Source organism: Nocardia rhizosphaerihabitans, from assembly GCF_014646295.1.
GTDB classification, from domain to species: domain Bacteria; phylum Actinomycetota; class Actinomycetes; order Mycobacteriales; family Mycobacteriaceae; genus Nocardia; species Nocardia rhizosphaerihabitans.
Genome location: NZ_BMNE01000002.1, coordinates 199,257 through 218,873, shown reverse-complemented (window position 1 = coordinate 218,873; position 19,617 = coordinate 199,257). Strand labels below are relative to the sequence as shown.

Here is a 19,617-nt window from a genome sequence, read left to right as displayed (position 1 = left end):
GGGGAGTTACCCATGTTCTCGCGTGATCAGCGGGCGCGTCCTACCCCATTACGGTGTTGCGGCGCTTGGCGAGCAGCTTGTAGAGGGTCTGCTGGATCGTCTCGCGGACCTGGTCGGTGACCTCGAACATCGTCATCGGGTCGTCGGCCTCTTCCGGCTCGTAGGCCGAGGTGGCGATCGGCTCGCCGAATTCGATGTACCACTTCGACGGCAGCGGGATCGCGCCCAGCGGGCCCAGGTGCGGGAACAGCGGGGTCACCGGGAAGTACGGCAGGCCGAGCAGGCGGGCCAGCGGCTTGATGTCGGCCAGCTTCGGGTAGATCTCCTCGGAGCCGACGATCGAGCACGGGATGATCGGCACGCCGGTGCGCACGGCCGCCGAGACGAACCCGCCGCGGCCGAAGCGCTGCAGCTTGTAGCGGTCGGCGTAGTTCTTGCCGACGCCCTTGAAGCCCTCGGGGAACACACCGGCGATCTGGCCGGAGCGCAGCAGGCGCTCGGCATCAGGATGGCAGGCCAGCGTGTGCCCGGCCTTGCGGGCCAGCGCGCCGAGCATCGGCAGCTCGAAGATCAGATCGGCAGCCAGCAGCCGCAGCGCGCGCCGATTCGGATGCTTGTCGTGGACGGCCAGCTGCAGCATCAACCCGTCGAGCGGCACGGTGCCCGCGTGGTTGGCGACGATCAGCGCGCCACCGGCGGCGGGAATGTTCTCGATGCCCGCGACCTCGACCCGGAACCAGTAGTCCGACAGCGGCCGCAGGGCGGGCAGGATGACCGACTCGAGCAGGTGCTCGTCGTAGCCGAACTCGTCGACCTGATAGTCGCCGGTGAGCCTGCGCCGCGCGAACTCCGCGGCGTTCTCGATCTGCGCGCCGACGGCACCGCGGACGATCTCGGACAGGGTCTTCGGCGGCCTGGTCGGCATGCCGGGCCTGCGTTCGCTCAGTGAGGTGACCGGGGTGGCCTGCACCGGCTGGTCGGGCCAACGCCGCGCCGGTGGTCGTTGTCGGGCCTCGACATTCACGTCGAGACGAATGACTTTCGCTCCCTCGTTCATGTATGCGCTCCCGAACCGGCCCCGATGAGGCCGAGCAGTTTGGTTTCTGCGGCGTCGATCCATGCCGGATCGAAGACGGGCCGCAACGCTGCGCCCGCGATGAAATCGTCGAATGCCTGAACCGTGGTCCAGCGGGGGGTGAAACCGAGTTCGGTCCGCATGCGGGTCGTGTCGAGCCCGCAACCGAAGTAGAAGTAGTCGGGTTGTTCACCGCTGAATCCCCGCATGACCGGGCCCATCAGCGTGCGCCCGACCGTGCGGAAAACGAAGAACGGCACCGGCGCGACTATGCGCCCTGCCCTGCGGATCGCCTGCGACATGGCCAGTGCCCCATCGCCCGCAATATTCACAGTACCGCCCTGTGCACGTAAGGCGGCGTGCACCAGTACGGCAACAGCGTCTTCCTCGTGCAGCAATTGCAGCCTGGCTTCGCGACCGAGCACCGTCGGCGTGATCGGCGAACGCAGATATTGCACGCCGCGATCGGCCAGCCGGGGACCCACGATCGGCGCGAAACGCAGAATTGATGCGGAAATATCCGGCCTGCGCCGAGCCATTCCGCGCACCAGCGCTTCGATATCGATCATGTCGCGCGCAAACCAACCGGCCGGTGGGGTACGCGCGCCCATTTCCTCGGTGAATTTCGCCGGGTCCTTGGCGCTGCAGCCGTACACCGCCGAGGACGACCGGACGACAACGCGCCGCACCGACGGCGCCTTCTGACACACAGCGAGCAACTGCATCGTGCCGAGGACGTTGAGATCCTTCATCACCGCGCGACCGCCACCGGCGGGCGGACGGGTGAGCACGGCCGCGTGCACGACGGTGTCGACGTCGTTGCCCTCGACGACCTTGCGGATCAGCGGGTTCCTGATGTCGGCGCGCACGAACTCGGCGCTGCCCATGCGACGGCGGAGCTCCCGGCTGGGGGTCATCGTGTCGACGGCGATCACCCGCTCGACACCCGGTTCCGCGGCGAGCCGGGACGCGACGTTGCTACCGAAGAAGCGGCTGGCACCGGTCACCAGCACTACCTTCGGTACGTGTCGTTCCCGTGTATCAGAACTCGGACCTGGCCCCACTCAAAGCCCCCTGCTTCTCATGTTTTCCCGCGTACCAGAGTAGCCGCATTCGCGCCACCCACCGACACGATCAACAAGCTTTTAACGATGACGCTGTAAGAAAACACAAGCCCGTCACCTCCGAAGGTGACGGGCTCGCGTAGGCACGCAGGCTTACTTGCCGAGTTTGCGCCGCTGAACACGCGTGCGGCGAAGCAGCTTGCGGTGCTTCTTCTTCGACATACGCTTGCGGCGCTTCTTGATCACAGAACCCATAGGGTTTCCTCGCGTTTCTCTACTCGGCATACACACGCGGTGTCGCGTGCGTCGTCTGGTGCCCGCGCCGCCGGGGCGCACCGGACACCACGAAGCGGTGCCACCGGCAGGCGGACACGAACCGAGGGTTCATGCTACCGGGACACCCGAGCAGCGACGAAACCGCCCTTGTACCTGGCGGGCTGGTTCAGCCCGCGTCGAAGTACGACGTCTCCAGGTAGTCGTGCACCGCCTTCGCGTGCACGCGGAACGAGCGGCCGACCCGCACCGCGGGCAGTTCACCCGAATGCACGAGCCGATACACCGTCATCTTCGACACCCGCATGAGATCGGCGACTTCGGCGACGGTGAGAAACTGCGTGCCACCGCCGATCACCGGTTGTCCCTGCGTGGAGCCGACCCGCGGACCGGAAGAACCCGATCCACCGCCCGACGCCGGTGAATTGCTTGCAGACATTCTGTTCGCAGACATCATGGCACCATTGACCTCCGGCACGTCCGCGCCACCGGCTTCCCCACCGGCGGAACAGACACGCACGTGCTTCTACGAGCTTAGCGGGACCAGTGGGATTACTGCGACGGGTGTGAGAAATCGGTTTTCATCCCGGGTACCCGATCGTCATTCGCTCGACGCGCCCTGTTCCGCGGAGCGTTGCTTGGAGGCGTGCAGCGCCTCGGTGAACGCCGAGCGCAACGCGCCGCGCTCGAGCACCCGCAGCGCCGCCGCCGTCGTGCCGGCGGGCGAGGTGACCGCGGCCCGCAGATCGACCGCACTCTGCCCGGTCTCGTCCAGCAGCGCGGCCGAGCCGATCATGGTCTGCACGACCAGCTGGCTGGCCACATCGCGCGTCAGCCCCAGGCTCACGCCGGCATCGATCATCGCCTCGACGACGAGGAAGAAATACGCCGGTCCCGAACCCGACACCGCGGTGACCGCGTCCATCTGGGCTTCGGGCACCGTCACCACCTTACCGACGGCTTCGAGCATCTCGCCGACGATCTCGAGCTGCTCGGCGTCGGTGTAGCGGCCGGCGGCGAGCACGCTCATGCCCTGCCCGACCAGCATCGGCGTGTTCGGCATGACCCGGACCACCGCGAAGCCCGCGGGTAGCTTGGACTCCAGTCGCGCGGTGGTGACGCCGGCGGCCAGCGAGACCAGTACCTGCTCCCGGCCGGTGTCCAGGTCGGCCTTGGACAGGTCGGTGAGCACCGAGTCGACATCGCCCGGCTTGACCGCGAGGACGACGATGTCGGCCCCGACGACCGCGTCGGCGACCGATCCGGTCAGCCGGATCTTGAACCGCTCGGCGAGCTGCGCCGCCCGCGCGGCGACCGGCTCGACGACGACCAGATCCTTGGTCGCTTTGCCGGATTCCAGCAATCCGGCGACCAGCGCCTCACCGATCCGCCCGCCACCGACCACCGCAATTCTCGTCATGGGTCAAGGCTAAGCGGGAATCCCCGCTCAGCCCAACGCAGCCCACTGATCAAGCGAGCACATGGGTAACTCCCCAGCCACCTCGACCGAGCGAAATCCCGACGCAGGACCTGTACGTTGCCGAGCGGCTCCTACCGGTATGGCCTCGTTACCCGGAGTGGCGGGCAGGTATCAACGCCAGCTGGCGGCTCTGGGCGACGACGGCGCCGGTGGAGTCGATGACCAGCTGGTCCTCGTCGAACATGCGCTCACCGACCTCACGGGCGGTCGCGATGACCCGCAGCCAGCCGGGGGCGGGGATGCGACGCAGGTAGGTGGTCATCTGCACGGTCGGCGACCAGCCGAAGTGGCCGAGGTTGATCGGCACCGGCGGGCTCATGTCGGCGGCCATCATGGCGAAGGCGGCGCGCACGCGCGGGTCGGCCTCGTCGCCGTCGAGCGGGCGGATCCACAGCCGCGCCCTGGGCGGGCCGGTCTCGCCGCGGGCGAAATCGGCCCAGGTCGCGTCGAGGAAGACCCGCGACACCTCGCCGACGTGCACGATCTTGCCCATCGGCGAATCGGGGGTGTATTCGAGCGCGGCGGCGTCCGGCTCGGCGGGCATGTCGGTGCCGGTGTCGCTCCAGCGGGTGCCCTCGGCGTCGAGGTGGCCGAAGGTGAAGGCGGTGCGCACCAGCGTGCGCCCGTCCTGGATCAGCTCCGCGTCGGCGAGGCAGATCTGGCGGCCCTTCTTGCGGATGTGGACCGCGTACTCGACCTCGCCGGGCTCGGGGGCACCGAGGAAGTCGGAGCTGGCCGCGATGGGCGCCATCTGCGCGAGCGCGGGGTCGGCCTCGGTGAGCCAGCGGGTGGCCGCGGCGGCGCTGGCGGCGACCATGGTGCCGCCGTGCACCTTGGGACCGATGGTCCAGGTGGGCGCGATGATGCCGACGTAGCGCCCGGTGTCGGCATCGGTGGTGGGGAGCTCGGTCAGGTCGACCACCTGACCGAACGGCGCGTCGGTCGCGAGTTCTCGCGTCATCGTCACTCCTGGTCGCTGTGCAACGGCAATTCGTACAGCGTACAAGCAGGTAGCTGCGACCACCATGGTGCGGCGGTGTGATGTGTCAGGTGCGGTCGGCGTGGGTCGCGCCGGTGAGGTGCCTGCGTGCGAAATCGAGGGTGCGGCCGAGCAGCGCCGAGCGCTCGGCGGTGGTCCGCGCGGTCTGGGTGTTGATCTCGGCCACCGCGTGCCCGGTGAAGCCGGTGTGCACCAGGTACTCGCACAGCTGCGCGCACGGCTGGGTGCCCTCGCCGGGGACCAGGTGCTCGTCGTGGGCGGCGCCGCGACCGTCGGCCAGGTGCAGGTGCACCAGGCCCTCTCCCATCCGCCGCGCCAGTTCCAGCGCGTCGGCGCCCGCGGTCGCGGTGTGCGACAGATCGAGGGTGTAGTGCTCGAAACCGATGTCGGTGGGATCGAAGGACGGACTGAACGCGCTCACCGCCCGGCCCGGCCCCGATCGGCGTTCCAGCCTGCGCACCGCGCCCTCGCGGAACAGGGTGTCGGCCCGCATCGGGAACATGTTCTCGACCGCGACCTTCACCGGATAGCTCGCCTCCAGCTCACCGACCTGGTCGGCGAAGCCCTTGGCGTAGCGGCGCTGCCAGCGGAACGGCGGATGCACCACGACGGTGTCGGCGTCGAGCGCCTGCGCGGTGCGCACGCTGCGTTCCAGCTTGGCCACCGGGTCGGCGCCCCAAACCCGTTGGGAGATCAGCAGACACGGCGCGTGCACGGCGAGCACCGGAACGCCGTAGCGCTTGACGTAGGACTGCACGGTCGCGATGTCCTGGCTGGCCGGCTCGGCCCACACCATCAATTCCACACCGTCGTAACCCAATTCGGCCGCGTAGCGGAACGCCGCCTGCGTGTTCTCCGGATATACCGACGCCGTCGACAACCCGATTTCGATGTCCGCCCGCGCGTTCCCCACAGCCCACTCCCTGCTTCAGCTGGTACTGAGGAGAAAGGCTAGCGGTCCCAGCGTCACGAAGACGCCTACGACGACGGCGATCACAGTGCTGAAGATGTCGTCGGTGCGGCGCAGCACCCGGACCAGGGCGACGAGTCCGAGGATCACGACCATCGCGAGGGCGAGCGCCACCCACGGCAGCGTCTCCCACATCGTCTCGAAACCCTTGAACAGCAACATTCCCGCGACCGCGGCGCCGACGCTCTGCCCCGCGAGGATCAGCCACTGACGGCGGTTGGCGTCGTCGGTGGCGCTGCGCGCGGAGCGGGCACCGGCCCGGCCCGCCGCCATCCGGCCCGCCGCCACCCTGCTCGCACCCACCCGGCTCGCGGCCATCCGGCTCGCGGCCCGCGACTTGGCCCGGCGCGCCACCTTGGACGCAGCGGCCTTGGTCGCGGCCCGCCTGCTCGCCCTGGTCGGCTTCGGCTCCGGCTCGTAGTCGTCGTAGTCGTCCTCGTCGTCGTACTCGCCGTCGTCGTACTCCGCGTCGGAGTAGTCGTTGTCGGCGTAATCGCGGTCGACGTAGTCGGACTCGGCGTAGTCGTCGGTGTCGGGGTCGGCGCCCGGCTGCTCGCCGCCGACGCGATAGACCTCGGTGCGCGCGTCGGCGTCGTCGGCGCGCTGACGCAGCAGGTCACCGGCCACCGACTGACCGGCGACCAAGGGCTGCTCCTGGCTGACCGGCGACCACGCGGCCGTGGCGAAACCACCACTGTCGGGTGCGGACTCCGCGTCGGGACGATGCCTGCGCGCCGACCACGACGGCAGTCCGCTCTTCTTCCCGGCCTCGGGTGCGGACCGTCGGCGATCCAGCGACGGCCGCTGATCGGCCTCAGGGGCCTGCGGCCAGCCTGTCCCCCGCGCCTGCGGGGCGTCTGCCGGGTTGAAGGCCTTGGTGGCGTCGTCCGGGCGACGGCCGAGCGCCGCATCGACATCGGCGAACCCGCCGAAGCCGGGAACCGAATCCGGACGTGGCCCGAAGGCGGGTCCCGCGTCGGGGTAGCCGCCGAAGGCCGGTGCGTCGGCGCCCGGGTACCCGTTGAACGGGGGCGCGTCCTGGCGGCCGTTGAAGGCGCTCGGGGGCTCGTAGGGTTCGTAGCCGGCAGGCGCGTAACCGGACGGCTCCGCGACGGGCGCCGCAGCGGCTTCCTCCGCGGCCTCGGCGGCCCGCCTGCGCGCGGCGCGACCACCGGTGACCGGTGGCGCCTGCGGCGGCTCGGGAATCTCTTCCGGATCGGGCTTACGACGACGGCCACCAGCGGCTCCCGGCACCGCGGGCAGCGCGCCGGAGCCGAACAGCTCGGCGATGCCCGGATCGACCGGCTGCGCCGAACCTGGCGCGCCGAGCCTGCCGGGACCACGCCCGGTGGCGCGGGTCGGGGTCTCGCGGGTCGAGGTGTCGCGCGCCTCCGCCCGGAACGGACCGAACGGATCGGACGACGGGCGCGGGCCCGCCACGCCGAGCGGATCGTTCGGGTCGGGAGCGGAGAACCCCGAATGGGGATCGAAGCGGGTGATCGGCCCTGACATCGGCGAGAACGCCGGCTCGGCCGGGCCCGGCGGCGGATACGGCGCGGGCTCATAACTCGCGGGCGGTTCATAGCTCGCGGGTGGTTGGTAACTCGCCGGTTCCGGCGCGGGCTGGTAGGTCGGGGCGGCCGGTTCGGGCGCCGGCGCGGCGTGCGAGTTCGGCTTGACGGCCGCGTTCTCACCGGTCAGATCGTTGACCGAGAGCCCGCGCCCGCTGCGTCTGCGCCGACCACCGCCACCCGAGGGCGGCGAGGCGCCCTGCGCGGCATTGCGCGCGAGTAGTTCGGCGACGGATAGCTGTTTCGAATCCTCACCACTCATGCCGACTCCGCTCTCGCCACCGGTTCGGCCGGCGGCAGGATGACCGGGCCACCATTGGGCTCGGTGTCCAGTTTGCGCAGGATCAGGCCTTCACGCAGCGCCCATGGGCAGATCTCGATGCTGTCGAGCGACAACGCCCGCATACTCGCCTCCGCGACCAGTGCGCCGGCCACCAACTGCTGGGACCGGTCCGAACTCACACCTTCCAGCTCGGCGCGGTCGGCCGCGGTCATCCGGGAGATGAACGCGATCAGCTGGCGCAAACCGGAGCTGGTCAGTGTACGGCGCACCCGCGGACCGGCGGCCGAGGGTGCCGCACCGGTCAGCCTGGCCAGCGAGCGGAACGTCTTCGAGGTGCCGACGGCCAGGTCCGGCTTGCCCGGTTCGATGAGGGTCTTGCTGGGCGCGACCAGTTCCGCGTCGAGCCAGTCGCGCAGGACCGCGATCTTGCGCTTGCCCGGTGGATCGTCGCGCAGCCACTCCCTGGTGAGCCTGCCCGCGCCGAGTTGCAGCGACAGCGCGACGTCGGGTTCCTCGTCGCCGCCGTTGGACATCTCCAGCGAGCCGCCGCCGATGTCGAGATTGATGATGCGGCCCGCGCTCCAGCCGAACCAGCGGCGCACCGCGAGGAACGTCAGCCTGGCCTCCTCGTCGCCGGAGAGCACCTCCAGATCGACACCGGTCAGGGCGCGCACCCGGCCCAGTACTTCCTCGGAATTGGTCGCCTCACGCAGCGCCGAGGTCGCGAACGGCATCAGCTCGACGCACTTGGAGCTGCGGGCCAGATCGGCGAATTCGGCGATGGTCGCGACCAGCCGCGCCTCACCCGCCTCGGTGATCCGCCCGTCGGCATCCATGTTCTCCGACAGCCGTAACGCCGACTTCGACGAGCTCATCGGCATCGGGTGACCACCACGATGGGCGTCCACCACGAGCAGGTGAACGGTATTGCTTCCGACATCGAGAACACCAAGCCGCACAGGAATACGGTACTTGGTGATCCCGTCCTACAGGCCAGGCGACTGAACTGTTAGCGTCATAAGTTGTGACCGAAGGCGCATCTGGCACCGCGGAGACCGGGCTCCGACCTGGGCGAAAGATCGATCCGAGCCCCGAGGTCGAGCTCGACTTCCCGCGTGAATGGATCGAGTTCACCGACCCAGCAAACGACGAGCACCAGATCGTCGCCGACCTGACCTGGCTGCTGTCGCGCTGGTCGTGTGTATTCGGCACACCGGCCTGTCAGGGGATCATCGCCGACCGTCCCGACGACGGGTGCTGCTCGCACGGCGCTTTCCTCTCCGACAAGGACGACCGCAAGCGCCTGGCGGGCGCTGTGAAGATGCTCACACCCGAAGACTGGCAGCTGATGGGCGAGGCCACCGAGAAGGGCAAGGTGGTCAAGAAGGGTTACCTCGAACTCGACGAGCTCGAGGACGAACCCGCCCTGCGCACCCGCCGCTTCGACGGCGCCTGCATCTTCCTCAACCGCCCCGGTTTCGCCGCGGGCCCGGGCTGCGCGCTGCACATCATGGCGGTGCGCAAGGGGATCGAACCGCTCGAGGTGAAGCCGGACGTCTGCTGGCAGCTGCCGATTCGCCGCACCCAGGACTGGGTGGAGCGTCCCGACGGCGAGCAGATCCTGCGCACCGTCGTCACCGAGTACGACCGCCGTGGCTGGGGTCCCGGCGGCCTCGATCTGGATTGGTACTGCACCGGCTCCCCCGACGCGCATGTCGGCGCCAAGCCGGTGTGGCAGTCCTACGCTCCGGAACTGCGCGAACTCCTCGGCGCGCCCGCCTACGAGGAACTCGCCAAGCTGTGCCGCCGCCGGGAGGGATTGGGCCTGATCGCGGTGCACCCGGCGACGGTCGAGGCCGAGAGAATCCACCCCGAAGCTCACATTTCGGATCAGTCGGCGTGAAATCCTCGCAACCTGCTGGTTCACCCCGTGGTCATGCGAAGGTCATCAAGATCGGGTTGGATCGCTGTTCATGTCGAAGAAAGCGCTTTCCCTGGCGACCCTCGTGATCGGCGCCACCCTCTCCATGACCGGCCTGGCCACTGCCGAGCCGAACGGTGATCCGGCCGCGTACGCCGACTTCACCTCGAGCTTCGTGAACTACAACGACCCGGCCGCGCTCGATGCCGCCAAGAACGGCAAGTTCATCATCATCAGCGCCACGGGCACCACGACCACCATCGCCTGCCGCGGCAACGCCGCCGACGTCCCGATTTACGACTGCATGCAGGAAGACGCCTTCGGCTGGATCCCGCTCAAGAAGATCGACACCCCCATCGGCGTCGCCTGGAGCGCGCTGTAGCCGCCTCCCCGCGACTCTTGGCCAGATCTAGGCGCGGGGAGACCCGGGTACGCGGCCGGCGGTCAGATGGTCGAGCGGGTTAGCCCGTACCCGGTGAGTTACCGATGTTCTCGCCGGATCAGTCATCCCATCTTGAACGAACGAGTCCCGTCGGAGGTCCGACGGGACTCTGTTCGTTGTGGGGTTGCTGTCAGGCTTCTAATTTGTAGCCCAGGCCGCGCACGGTGACCAGGTGCTCCGGCTTGGCCGGGTCGGCCTCGATCTTGGAGCGCAGGCGCTTGACGTGCACGTCCAGGGTCTTGGTGTCACCGACGTAGTCGGCGCCCCAGACGCGGTCGATCAGCTGGCCGCGGGTGAGCACCCGGCCGGAGTTGCGCAGCAGGTACTCGAGCAGGTCGAACTCCTTGAGCGGCAGGGTGACCTGCCCGCCGTTGACGTGCACCGTGTGCCGGTCCACGTCCATTCGCACCGGACCGGCCTCGAGCACGCCGTTCTCGCTGCCGGAGTCCAGCTCGTCGCCCGCGCCGCGGCGTAGCACCGCGCGGATGCGGGCGATCAGCTCGCGCGCCGAGTACGGCTTGGTGACGTAGTCGTCGGCGCCCAGTTCCAGGCCGACGACCTTGTCGATCTCGCTGTCGCGCGCGGTCACCATGATCACCGGCACACCGCTGCGGGTGCGCAGCTGCTTGCAGACATCGGTGCCGCTCATGCCGGGCAGCATCAGATCCAGCAACACGATGTCGGCGCCGGAGCGATCGAATTCGGCCAGCGCGGACGGACCGTCGCCGACGACGGTGACGTCGAAGCCCTCCTTGCGCAGCAGGAACGCCAGCGGATCGGCCAGCGACTCCTCGTCTTCGACGATCAACACACTCGTCATCTGCGTGCCTCCACACCGTTCGTTCGTCCAGCAGGGGTGCGCTGGACGATGGTTTCTCTCGTGGTGAGCTCCGGCGTCTGCTCCGCGTCCTCGTCCCCATCGGCTTCCAGATGGGCGGGGATGCGCAGCGTGAACGTCGAGCCTGTGCCCAGTTTGCTCCACAGGGTGATCTCACCGTTGTGGTTGGCCGCCACGTGCTTGACGATGGCCAGACCGAGCCCGGTGCCGCCGGTCGACCGGGAGCGGGCTTTGTCGGAGCGGAAGAACCGCTCGAACACCCGTTCCTGATCTTCCTTGGCGATGCCGATGCCGCGGTCGGTGACGGCCATCGCGACGTGATCGCCGCGCAGCGACCGGCTCACCGACACGTGCGAACCCTGCGGCGAGTACGCGATGGCGTTCTCGACCAGGTTCGACAGCGCGGTGACCAGCAAGGTCTCGTCGCCGAGCACTTCCAGCCCGCTCGGCCGGTCGGTGCTGACGGTGATGCCTGCGGCCTCGGCGGCGGTGCGCGACCGGTCGACGGCCTGCTGCACGACGGTGTCGACGTCGACGACGGCCAGATCGGGCAGCTTCTCGGCGCCCTGCAGGCGCGAGAGCGCGATCAGCTCGGTCACCATCTTGCCGAGGCGCCGCGATTCGGCCAGCACGCGCGAACCGAAGTGACGCACCGCGTCGGGATCGTCGGCGGATTCCAGCATGGCCTCGGCCAGCAGGCTCATCGCGCCGACGGGGGTCTTGAGCTCGTGGCTGACGTTGGCGACGAAATCGCGCCTGGTCGCCTCCATGCGCGCCTGCTCGGAGTCGTCGTCGGCGAAGAGCACGACGAAGCTGGTCTCCTCGCGCGAGAGCTTGCGGGCGACGCCGCGCACGGCGATCCGGCCGCGGCCGGGCAGCGGGTTCTTGGCGGTGAGGTCGTATTCGGCGGACTCGCCGGTGGCCAGCACCTTCTCCACCGCGGCCCAGGCGCGTTCGTCGAGCAGCCGGTTGCGGACCAGGCCGAGTTCCTCGGCGCGCGGATTCACCAGAACGACGTCGCGGTATTCGTCGACGACGGCGATGCCGCTCTCGGAGGCGAGCACGATCAGGTCGAGCACCTGCGACATCGTCAGCCCGGTGTCTTCCTGCGTGCGGGCGGCCTGCCTGGCGTTGACATACGGGATCAGCAGGCCCCCGACTGCCAGCCCGACGACAGCCGCGAGGACTGCCAACAGCACGGCCTGCGGAACACTCACGCTTTGATCGTACGAGTGCCGACCGACGTATCGGTGGCGGGTCGTCGAAGTTTCGCGCAGGTCACAGGCCCTTGGCGTGGCGTTCTCGTGCCGTTCACCCGGCGGGCACCTGGAGTGTCGGCGGGCGTGTCAGTCCGGCGGTTCGCCGTGCATCGCGAGCGTCACCGCGGCCCCGTGCCGCTCGACCCATGTGCCGAGCGCATAAATCGGCTGGAGCAGATCGCGGCCCGCCTCGGTGAGTTCGTATTCGACGCGCGGCGGCGCTTCGGCGTAGCGCTGCCTGCGTACGAGCGTCATCTGCTCCATCCGCCGCAACGTCTGGGTGAGCATCTTCTGACTGATCCCGCCGACGGCGGTCCGCAGGTCACTGTGACGAAGCGGACCATCCCGCAGCATGTACACGATCACGGCAGCCAGGAGTTCCCGAACAGATCGACACCCATCCTGGCTGGGCAGTCGGCCTCGTAGTCCCCGTAGGGCGGGTACTCCGTCGGTTCGGCCGGTACGGCGGTCATGCAAACCAGCCTGCCACCGCCGATAGGCACCCGCGGGTGCCTATCGGGATTCCTAGCGTCGGTGTGGTCGTCGCCGCTGGGCGCGACATCACCGGAACACAGGAGTTGTCATGCGAATTGGGATCATCGGTGCGGGAGCGATGGCGGCTGCGCTGGGCGGTGGCTGGGCCGCGGCCGGTCACGAGGTGGTCATCGGCGCCCGCTCGGCCGAGTCCGCACGCGAACTCGCCGGCCGGATCACTGCGACGCTGGGCGATACGTCACCTCGGCGCGGCACGGGGACGCACACCACCGAGATGCCGGGCATTGCCGAATCCGAGCCGACGTCACCGATCGCGGTACGCGCCGCGGGTATCGGTGCGGCGATCGCGGGCGCCGACATCGTGCTGATGGCCGTGCCGGTGAGCGCGCTTACCGAATTGCTCGCCGAACACGGCAGCGCGCTGGCCGGGAAGGTCGTCATCGATTGCACCAACGCCTTCCTGCCCGACGACGCCGCGCCCGAGGGCGTCACCGCCTTCGTCCTGAGCGAAGACGCGGTAGCCGAACGGATCGCGGCAGGCGCACCGAAAGCCCACGTGGTCAAGGCCTTCAACCTGCTCGCCGCCGAGGTGTGGGCAGGCACCGACCGGATCTTCGACGGCGCACGCCTGGCCGTCCCGATCTGCGGCGACAACCCCGACGCGATCGCGACGGTCGCCACTCTCGCCGAAGATCTTGCACTGCAACCATTCCCAGCGGGCGGCCTGCACCAGGCCCGCTATCTGGAAGCCACCTCGGTCTTCACCGTCGGCCTCTGGTTCAGCGGCGCGGACGCCCGCGCCATGCTGCCCCCACTCTCAGCCGCGTTCGCGGTGGCCGACGCCTGATGCGCCGACGTGGCCAATTTGTCTCTCCGGCAGCGTCGGTATACCTCAGTCACTGTGCGCATCTGCCGTCGCGATGGCTTCGATCGCGTCGATCAGGCGTTGCTTGCCAGCGGGTTCGATGTGTAGATCCCGGTATCGCCGGTAGGTGAGATAGCGGCCGTCGTCTGCCACGTCGAGCCAAGTCAGATGCCTTGCGGGCGTAGCTCGTTCGGCATGTAAACCCACTCTGGCTTCGATGTGGCCGGAGGCGGTGCGGCGGGTCTCGGTGAGACGGTGCATGCGGGCGGCGACGGAATCGGCTGGGCGCTGCCAGGATTCGAAGTGGGCGGCCAGCCGGTCGACGTCCTCGACGAGATGACCCGCCTGCCCTGCCTGGAGTTCGCCGAGGAAGGAGGCGAAGGCGCGGGCCACCATCCCGGCACTGCCGGAGAACACTTCGACGCTGTTGTCGTCGTACTGCCGGATCACGACACCGCGCTCCCCGGACCGTGCCCCGTAGGCGCGCAGCCGGGGTCCGGCGTCGTCGAATACCGCCAGCGCGGTGTCGGGCCTGGCCGCGTGCCGCAACACCGCGGTCAGGTCCGGGTCGGCGCCGGTGGGCCAGCGCTGCGCCGCGGCCTGGGCCAGCGCCGAGTATTGGTCTTCGGTTTCGGCGGCCGAATACACGGTGAGCGGAAAGGGATACCGGTCGTCACCGGTTTCCGCCTGCCAGACGTAGGCGAATTCGTCGGCGGTGAAGATCCAGCTCACGATGCGCCCGCGCTGCCCTGGTCCTCCGCGAGGCGGGTCGCGGGTGCGTCGGACCCGATGGCGCCGGGCACCGTTGGCTGTTCCGGTCCGAGCAGCTCGGACTGAACTCCGCGAAGGTAGTCGGGCGCCTGATGTTCGTCGTCGTCGCCTTTGCCGCCGCGCGCGCCCGGCGCGCCCATCATGCCCGGCGAGCCCATGCCACGCGCAGCTGCCGCGCCCGCCGCGCCGGAAAGGCCGGCGGCGGCGAGGTTTTGACCGGCACCGACGGGCGAACGCCCCGGGACGGAACCGCCGGGGCCGAGGGTGCCACCGCCGCCCGCGCCTGCCCCACCACCCGGCGATCCGCTCCCTGGCGATCCACCGGTCGGGTTGGTGCCGGTGCCCGGCGTGGCCGCGGCGGGTGCCGTCGCGGCGGGATTGGTGCTCGTGGGGTCGGCGGTGTTCTGTCCCTGGGTGTTGTCGTCGCCGTTGCTGTTCCCGGTGTCCGTACCCGCCGATGACGTGTCGTCGTCGCCGTCGGTCGATTCCGGCTGCGCGGTGTCGTCGGTAGTGGTGCCGGGGTCGCCGGAAGTCCCTGCGTCGGCATTGTTTCCGTTACCACCTCCGTTGGTGCCACCGTTGTTCGATCCACCGCCACCAGTGCCGGTGCCCGTGCCGATGTCGCCGCCTGTACCCGGGTGGGTCGGCGCCACGAAGGTCGGCACATTCTCACCGGCGGGCCCATAGGTCGGCTTGTAGGTCAGGTTCATCGCCGCGATCGCCTGGAGACGGCGGTCTTCCTTCTCCCGCTCGACAGTTGCCGCATTGCCGGGAACCGCCAGTTCCGCCAGGGTCGCCGGCACCGAAGTACCGACGTCGACCGCCTCGGACGAGTTGACCGGCGCAGGCACAGCCACTTTCACCGCCTCCGCACCATAAGCCGCGGCCTTCACCCGATGCCCGACCGCGGACAGCACCGTGTACACATCCGTCGCCTCGGTGACGAACCGTCGCCCGGCGGCTTCCCCCGCCGACGCGAACTCCCCCTGCAAACTCGATGTCGCCCGCGCCGTCTGCACCATCAGCCCGGTCACCGCACCGGAGAGCTCCGTGAACATCGCGACCCACTTGTCACCGAACTGCTGCATCACCCCGGGCTGCATCTGCTGCACCGCGTTGTAGATGTCCTGGTGCGAAAGTCCTTCGAAGACTTCGAAATCAGCGATGTATTTCGGATCCGTACCCCCGTGACTGAGCGACTCCTGCTGCTTCTCAGCCCCCGTCTGCTGCTGTCGCCCGTTGGCCGTCGGCTCGAGCGGCGGTAGTCCGAATGTCGTCGAAAGAATGTCCGTCAGCGGTACTTGCGTTCCTCCCCCGTCCGCCATGGTCAGTTCTCCTTACCGATGGATTTCTCTACTACCGAGGCGATTTCCATGATGTTGGCGCAGGGGTCGAGATTCTGGCTCCGGCCAAGGCTGAGACTGTGGGTCCGGACAATGACGACTCCGACTTTCGTCCGCAGGTGCACCCTGCACAATGACTCGTCGCCCTTCTCACCCCGCAGCAGTCCTGCTTGGCGACCGTTTACTGTCGTCGGCTCCAACACATACCCGTTCTTTTGCAGGTCCTCTTCCCATGTGATGTTTCCGGAGTCCAGACCGAGCGACATTGCGCTGTCCGGTGTGCGGAAGTCACAGGTCAAGAACGTGTACTCGGCGACAAGGTCCGATCCACGCTTCCGGGACCCTGGGCGAAAACCCACGGACTCGATGTCAGCGTCACTGATCCAGGTACATGGGTCGAAGACCACCTTCGGCCGCCCGGTCGATTGCGTGTACTTGTTGTCCTGCGACGGCGGCTGGAGCTTCGGATCAGTCAACGTCGGACGAGCCGCTTGCGTCGCGGTCGAACCAGCCGCCGTCCCCGAGCCTGCGGGATCGGCGTTGTCGGATTCCGTCGACGGACTGCATGCAGATGCAGCCAGTGCGACAAGGACGCAGCACGTGATCGTTACGGCTTTCATGTCATGCCTGCCCAGCAATCGCGCTCAATGCTGCTGCGTTGAGCTGGTCCGCCTCGGCAAGGATTCCCGCAGCCTGCAGGTATCCATCTGCCATCTTCCTTGCTGCCGACTCCAACTGCTCGAGAACTTGCCTCGCTGCTGCCGCTTTGTCCGAGAAACCTCGCTGCAGCTGCAGAGCAGAGTCCAGTGCCCCAAACCCATGAATATCCTGCAGGCGCCCAGCGTCGTCAGACCACGTGCCACACATCGCCGCGAACCGCAGATATGCCTGAGCCACTTCCCGAGCAGCATCCGGCTCCATCGTCAACTGCCCCGACGACGCCGCACTCCACAGCTGCGCCGCAGCATCCCCACCGATAGCCACTGAGCTCCCTCCCCATCGAAGCGTCAGCAGGCAGTCTAGCGCCGACTCGACCGACCCGATATGGGGGCGGAAGATCCTCCTCCTGACCTGGCCGGATGCGTCCACCCGCTCTGCGGCACACCGCATTTTACGAGCGGTTCCACCACGAACGCCGCGCGGCGCAGCAGCGAGAGTGCCGAGGACCGACTCGGGGTGCGGTGGACGTCAGCGGGTAGGCCCCTGGTCCGCCGACAGTCAGGCGAAGAACTCGTCCAGGCCGCAGGTCGACGTTGGGATCCGCCTCGTTGCCGGACTGATGCTCGATCAACACGTACACGTAGGCGTCGCGACCGTCGAACTGCACGTTGTAGAGCAGGTCGCTGTAGCGCGAGCGCAGCTCCCGGGACACGAAACTGCCTGGTTGCAGCCGCAGGGTCGTCAGGTCGAGCCGGGCGGTGATGGTGGCGGGGAGCGCGGCGCGGATTTCGCTTGCGGCGTCTGCGGGCCGGGCCATCACGCATCGGAAGTAGGCGTCGTGCGGATTCGACGCCGGCGAGACCATGCGCGCGAACCTACGCCGGGTGCCAGCCGAACGCGAATCGCCCAAATCATCCATACCCCAATGGAATACAGCCTGGTCAGAAACCTGGCGATCCCGCCGGCAGCGGATCGCCAGGTGTGTGCCGAGGCGTCTGATCAGGCGGCGATGCCGAGGCCGAGTGCTACGGCGACCGGCGCCAGGTACAGGATCGGGAACGCGACCGTCTTGTACGAGCGCGCCCGCAGCACCGTCACCACCGCACCCGCGAAGTACAGGATCAGGCCGATGGCCGCGGCCACGCCGATGGCGGGGATCCACAGGCCGACGATCAAGCCGATCGAGCCGGCGGCCTTGGCGAGGCCCAACGGTGTCCACCAGGTATGCGGCACACCGTATTCCACCAGCGGGTCCACCACGAACGGTGCGCGGCGCAGCAGTGAGAAGGCCGAGAAGCCGACCCAGAGGGCGGCGACGATGGTGACGATGACATAGGCGGTGTTCATGGTGTGCCTCCTTCGGCAGCCGCGTTTCTCGCGACGTCTACCGAGGTGACGACACAGCCTGTCCGGGTGTGACATCGCGGGCCGTGGGAACTGAACGGCCCCGCACCGTGCGAACGGTGCGGGGCCGGTTCCGGCGTAGTACTACTTGCCGCCCTGGCTGGCGACAGCGGCCGCGCCTGCGGCGGCGGCCTCGGGGTCCAGGTACTCGGCCGGCTTGACCGGGCGCAGGTTCTCGTCGAGTTCGTAGCGCAGCGGGATGCCGGTGGGGATGTTGAGGCTGGAGATGTCCTCGTCGGAGATGTTGTCGAGGTGCTTGACCAGCGCGCGCAGGGAGTTGCCGTGGGCGGCGACCAGGACGGTCTTGCCGGTGCGCAGCTCCTGGGAGATGGTGTTCTCCCAGTACGGGATCATGCGGGCGACGACGTCCTTGAGGCATTCGGTCTTGGGGACCTCGATGCCCGCGTAGCGCGAGTCGCCTTCCTGGCTGTACTCGTTGTCGTCGGCGATCGGCGGCGGCGGGGTGTCGTAGCTGCGCCGCCACAGCATGAACTGGTCCTGGCCGTACTGCTCGCGGACCTGCTCCTTGTTCTTGCCCTGCAGGTCACCGTAGTGACGCTCGTTGAGGCGCCAGTCGCGGATGACCGGGATCCAGTGCCGGTCGGCGGCGTCGAGCGCGTTGTTGGCTGTGCTGATCGCGCGGCGCAGCAGCGAGGTGTAGACGATGTCGGGCAGAACGTCGTGCTCGGCGAGCAGCTCGCCGGCCCGCTTGCCCTCGGCGATGCCCTTGTCGGTCAGGTGCACATCCACCCAGCCGGTGAACAAGTTGAGGGCATTCCATTCGCTCTCGCCGTGGCGCAGCAGCACGAGGGTGTAGGTCATGGGGCCATTCTGGCATTCCCGCTGTCCGCTTCCACGGCGAGCACCCCCGCTCCGACGAGGGTCGCGCCGTCGGCCAAGTCCGACAGCTCCACCGTGAGCCCGTCGAGGAACTCCAGCCGCGCGTGCCGGGCGACGGCGGCCCGCAGCGGCTCCCACAGCGGTGCGCCCGAGTGCGCGAAGCCGCCGCTGATCACCACCCGGTCCACATCGAGGAGGGCGGCCGCGGAGGAGATCGCCTGTCCGAGCGCGGTTCCCGCGCGCGCCATCGCGGCGGTCGCCACCGGGTCGCCCTGGTGCGCCGCCGCGGCGAGCTCGGCGCCGGTGTCACCGGTCCAGCCCTGCGCACGCGCCCAGCGCACCGTCGACATACCCCCGGCGACGGCCTCGACACACCCGAAGCCCCCGCAACTGCACGGCGTGTCATCACCCGGCACCACGATGTGCCCGATGTGCCCGCCATTGCCGGTGCGCCCGGTCAGCACCCGCCCGTCGGCGATGATCCCGCCGCCCACCCCGGACGACACCGTCAGCGCCAGCCCGTTGTCCACCCCGCGCAGCCCGCCGACCCGATGTTCGGCCAGCACCAGGCACGCGCCGTCGATCGCGAACCGCACCGCGGCCCCGGGGAACAGTGTCTGGACGTGGGCGACGATCGCGAAGCCGTCGCGCCACCGCGGCAGGTTCAGCGGCCTGGTCACCCCGGCGGGCACGTCGACCGGGCCGGCCGAGCCGATGCCGACCGCGGTCACCGGTATGTCGCCCGCCACAGCGAGCAGGAGTTCGCGGCAGACCGCCCACGGATCGTCGGAGTCGGTAGCCGACCGGCGCACCCCGCGCAGCGTGTAGTCCGGATCGACCAGTCCCGCAGCGAATTTCGTCGCTCCGATGTCCAGCGCCAGCGCCGTCATCGCCCTCCTGTCCACCTTGGTGTGTATCCACATCGCCGTCGCGGCACGACGAGGCACTCCCCGGCCGGTCGATGTGAGAGATCACAGCATGTGGCACGCGACACTTTGACTACTGGTCGGTACATAGAGACCCGATTCGTTAGATACTTCAACGCGGGTCGGGTCTTGTCAGT

General features: G+C 68.6%; 22 protein-coding genes and 1 pseudogene. 3 read left to right on the top strand and 20 right to left on the bottom strand.

Annotated elements, in window-relative coordinates; genetic code table 11:
* Positions 1-40: 40 nt before the first annotated feature.
* The 9 genes and pseudogenes from IEY60_RS07560 to IEY60_RS07520 all read right to left on the bottom strand — a co-directional run bounded on the left by IEY60_RS07560 (position 41) and on the right by IEY60_RS07520 (position 8,675).
* Positions 41-1,057: a lysophospholipid acyltransferase family protein gene (locus tag IEY60_RS07560; RefSeq protein WP_189025499.1), complete on the bottom strand. Its 1,017-nt coding sequence runs from the start codon at positions 1,055-1,057 to the stop codon at positions 41-43.
* Positions 1,054-2,088, bottom strand: a complete 1,035-nt coding sequence (locus IEY60_RS07555) for an NAD-dependent epimerase/dehydratase family protein (RefSeq protein WP_189025497.1) — start codon at positions 2,086-2,088, stop codon at positions 1,054-1,056. The genes IEY60_RS07560 and IEY60_RS07555 overlap by 4 nt, the downstream gene beginning before the upstream one ends.
* A gap of 204 nt (positions 2,089-2,292) precedes the next feature.
* Positions 2,293-2,394, bottom strand: a complete 102-nt coding sequence (locus tag IEY60_RS07550) for a 30S ribosomal protein bS22 (protein WP_003402602.1) — start codon at positions 2,392-2,394, stop codon at positions 2,293-2,295.
* 187 nt (positions 2,395-2,581) lie between these two features.
* Entirely contained in the window at positions 2,582-2,851 is a 270-nt protein-coding gene (locus IEY60_RS07545) for a helix-turn-helix domain-containing protein (RefSeq protein ID WP_229739639.1), read from the bottom strand.
* A gap of 162 nt (positions 2,852-3,013) precedes the next feature.
* The gene (gene proC / locus IEY60_RS07540) at positions 3,014-3,832 is read right to left on the bottom strand and encodes a pyrroline-5-carboxylate reductase (RefSeq protein WP_189025495.1); all 819 of its coding nucleotides are present in this window, start codon (positions 3,830-3,832) and stop codon (positions 3,014-3,016) included.
* Between the two features lie 148 nt (positions 3,833-3,980).
* Positions 3,981-4,853 (bottom strand): thioesterase family protein, encoded by an 873-nt coding sequence (locus tag IEY60_RS07535; RefSeq protein ID WP_189025493.1) that lies wholly within the window; start codon positions 4,851-4,853, stop codon positions 3,981-3,983.
* 85 nt (positions 4,854-4,938) lie between these two features.
* Positions 4,939-5,805, bottom strand: a complete 867-nt coding sequence (locus IEY60_RS07530) for a sugar phosphate isomerase/epimerase family protein (RefSeq protein WP_229739638.1) — start codon at positions 5,803-5,805, stop codon at positions 4,939-4,941.
* Positions 5,806-5,820: 15 nt separating this feature from the next.
* Positions 5,821-6,069 (bottom strand): annotated as a pseudogene (locus IEY60_RS36675) (Rv0497 family membrane protein); the annotation flags it as partial.
* Between the two features lie 1,622 nt (positions 6,070-7,691).
* A complete protein-coding gene (locus tag IEY60_RS07520) occupies positions 7,692-8,675 on the bottom strand; it encodes a Ppx/GppA family phosphatase (protein ID WP_189025489.1) in 984 nt (327 codons plus the stop codon).
* A gap of 119 nt (positions 8,676-8,794) precedes the next feature.
* On the opposite strand from IEY60_RS07520, the gene IEY60_RS07515 reads away from it, so the two are divergent.
* On the top strand, positions 8,795-9,619 hold the full coding sequence (locus IEY60_RS07515) for a DUF3109 family protein (RefSeq protein WP_189027358.1): 825 nt from the start codon (positions 8,795-8,797) through the stop codon (positions 9,617-9,619).
* A 70-nt stretch (positions 9,620-9,689) separates the two neighbouring features.
* Positions 9,690-10,019, top strand: a complete 330-nt coding sequence (locus IEY60_RS07510; protein ID WP_189025487.1) for a hypothetical protein — start codon at positions 9,690-9,692, stop codon at positions 10,017-10,019.
* A 190-nt stretch (positions 10,020-10,209) separates the two neighbouring features.
* Here the strand turns inward: IEY60_RS07510 and IEY60_RS07505 are convergent, their stop codons facing one another.
* The 3 genes from IEY60_RS07505 to IEY60_RS07495 form a co-directional block, all read right to left on the bottom strand.
* Entirely contained in the window at positions 10,210-10,899 is a 690-nt protein-coding gene (locus tag IEY60_RS07505) for a response regulator (protein ID WP_019049472.1), read from the bottom strand.
* Positions 10,896-12,134, bottom strand: a complete 1,239-nt coding sequence (locus tag IEY60_RS07500; RefSeq protein WP_189025485.1) for a sensor histidine kinase — start codon at positions 12,132-12,134, stop codon at positions 10,896-10,898. The genes IEY60_RS07505 and IEY60_RS07500 overlap by 4 nt, the downstream gene beginning before the upstream one ends.
* Before the next feature lie 129 nt (positions 12,135-12,263).
* Positions 12,264-12,530 carry a winged helix-turn-helix transcriptional regulator gene (locus tag IEY60_RS07495; RefSeq protein WP_229739747.1) on the bottom strand — a complete coding sequence of 89 codons (267 nt, stop codon included), beginning with the start codon at positions 12,528-12,530 and terminating at the stop codon, positions 12,264-12,266.
* A gap of 229 nt (positions 12,531-12,759) precedes the next feature.
* On the opposite strand from IEY60_RS07495, the gene IEY60_RS07490 reads away from it, so the two are divergent.
* Positions 12,760-13,518 (top strand): NADPH-dependent F420 reductase, encoded by a 759-nt coding sequence (locus IEY60_RS07490; RefSeq protein ID WP_189025483.1) that lies wholly within the window; start codon positions 12,760-12,762, stop codon positions 13,516-13,518.
* Positions 13,519-13,563: 45 nt separating this feature from the next.
* Here IEY60_RS07490 and IEY60_RS07485 read toward each other — a convergent pair whose 3' ends face one another.
* From IEY60_RS07485 to IEY60_RS07450, 8 genes are all read right to left on the bottom strand, one after another.
* Complete coding sequence (locus tag IEY60_RS07485; RefSeq protein ID WP_189025481.1) at positions 13,564-14,268, bottom strand: ESX secretion-associated protein EspG; 705 nt, start codon at positions 14,266-14,268, stop codon at positions 13,564-13,566.
* The gene (locus IEY60_RS07480; RefSeq protein WP_189025479.1) at positions 14,265-15,632 is read right to left on the bottom strand and encodes a hypothetical protein; all 1,368 of its coding nucleotides are present in this window, start codon (positions 15,630-15,632) and stop codon (positions 14,265-14,267) included. Before IEY60_RS07480 ends, IEY60_RS07485 begins: the two co-directional genes overlap by 4 nt.
* Before the next feature lie 2 nt (positions 15,633-15,634).
* Positions 15,635-16,270: a DUF3558 domain-containing protein gene (locus IEY60_RS07475; RefSeq protein WP_189025477.1), complete on the bottom strand. Its 636-nt coding sequence runs from the start codon at positions 16,268-16,270 to the stop codon at positions 15,635-15,637.
* A gap of 1 nt (position 16,271) precedes the next feature.
* A complete protein-coding gene (locus tag IEY60_RS07470; RefSeq protein ID WP_189025475.1) occupies positions 16,272-16,634 on the bottom strand; it encodes a hypothetical protein in 363 nt (120 codons plus the stop codon).
* A 127-nt stretch (positions 16,635-16,761) separates the two neighbouring features.
* Entirely contained in the window at positions 16,762-17,175 is a 414-nt protein-coding gene (locus IEY60_RS07465; RefSeq protein WP_189025473.1) for an Rpn family recombination-promoting nuclease/putative transposase, read from the bottom strand.
* Between the two features lie 134 nt (positions 17,176-17,309).
* Entirely contained in the window at positions 17,310-17,657 is a 348-nt protein-coding gene (locus IEY60_RS07460; RefSeq protein ID WP_189025471.1) for a DoxX family protein, read from the bottom strand.
* A 141-nt stretch (positions 17,658-17,798) separates the two neighbouring features.
* A complete protein-coding gene (locus IEY60_RS07455; RefSeq protein WP_189025469.1) occupies positions 17,799-18,536 on the bottom strand; it encodes a phosphoglyceromutase in 738 nt (245 codons plus the stop codon).
* On the bottom strand, positions 18,533-19,444 hold the full coding sequence (locus tag IEY60_RS07450) for an ROK family protein (RefSeq protein WP_189025467.1): 912 nt from the start codon (positions 19,442-19,444) through the stop codon (positions 18,533-18,535). The genes IEY60_RS07455 and IEY60_RS07450 overlap by 4 nt, the downstream gene beginning before the upstream one ends.
* Positions 19,445-19,617 lie beyond the last annotated feature (173 nt).

Coding starts and splice junctions, on each gene's coding strand:
- IEY60_RS07550 (WP_003402602.1), bottom strand. CDS start 2,394: ATGGGTTCTGTGATCAAGAAGCGCCGCAAGCGTATGTCGAAGAAGAAG.
- IEY60_RS07455 (WP_189025469.1), bottom strand. CDS start 18,536: ATGACCTACACCCTCGTGCTGCTGCGCCACGGCGAGAGCGAATGGAAT.
- IEY60_RS07535 (WP_189025493.1), bottom strand. CDS start 4,853: ATGACGCGAGAACTCGCGACCGACGCGCCGTTCGGTCAGGTGGTCGAC.
- IEY60_RS07475 (WP_189025477.1), bottom strand. CDS start 16,270: ATGAAAGCCGTAACGATCACGTGCTGCGTCCTTGTCGCACTGGCTGCA.
- IEY60_RS07510 (WP_189025487.1), top strand. CDS start 9,690: ATGTCGAAGAAAGCGCTTTCCCTGGCGACCCTCGTGATCGGCGCCACC.
- IEY60_RS07505 (WP_019049472.1), bottom strand. CDS start 10,899: ATGACGAGTGTGTTGATCGTCGAAGACGAGGAGTCGCTGGCCGATCCG.
- IEY60_RS07545 (WP_229739639.1), bottom strand. CDS start 2,851: ATGTCTGCAAGCAATTCACCGGCGTCGGGCGGTGGATCGGGTTCTTCC.
- IEY60_RS07490 (WP_189025483.1), top strand. CDS start 12,760: ATGCGAATTGGGATCATCGGTGCGGGAGCGATGGCGGCTGCGCTGGGC.
- IEY60_RS07560 (WP_189025499.1), bottom strand. CDS start 1,057: ATGAACGAGGGAGCGAAAGTCATTCGTCTCGACGTGAATGTCGAGGCC.
- proC (WP_189025495.1), bottom strand. CDS start 3,832: ATGACGAGAATTGCGGTGGTCGGTGGCGGGCGGATCGGTGAGGCGCTG.
- IEY60_RS07460 (WP_189025471.1), bottom strand. CDS start 17,657: ATGAACACCGCCTATGTCATCGTCACCATCGTCGCCGCCCTCTGGGTC.
- IEY60_RS07450 (WP_189025467.1), bottom strand. CDS start 19,444: ATGACGGCGCTGGCGCTGGACATCGGAGCGACGAAATTCGCTGCGGGA.
- IEY60_RS07495 (WP_229739747.1), bottom strand. CDS start 12,530: ATGCTGCGGGATGGTCCGCTTCGTCACAGTGACCTGCGGACCGCCGTC.
- IEY60_RS07465 (WP_189025473.1), bottom strand. CDS start 17,175: ATGGTCTCGCCGGCGTCGAATCCGCACGACGCCTACTTCCGATGCGTG.
- IEY60_RS07480 (WP_189025479.1), bottom strand. CDS start 15,632: ATGGCGGACGGGGGAGGAACGCAAGTACCGCTGACGGACATTCTTTCG.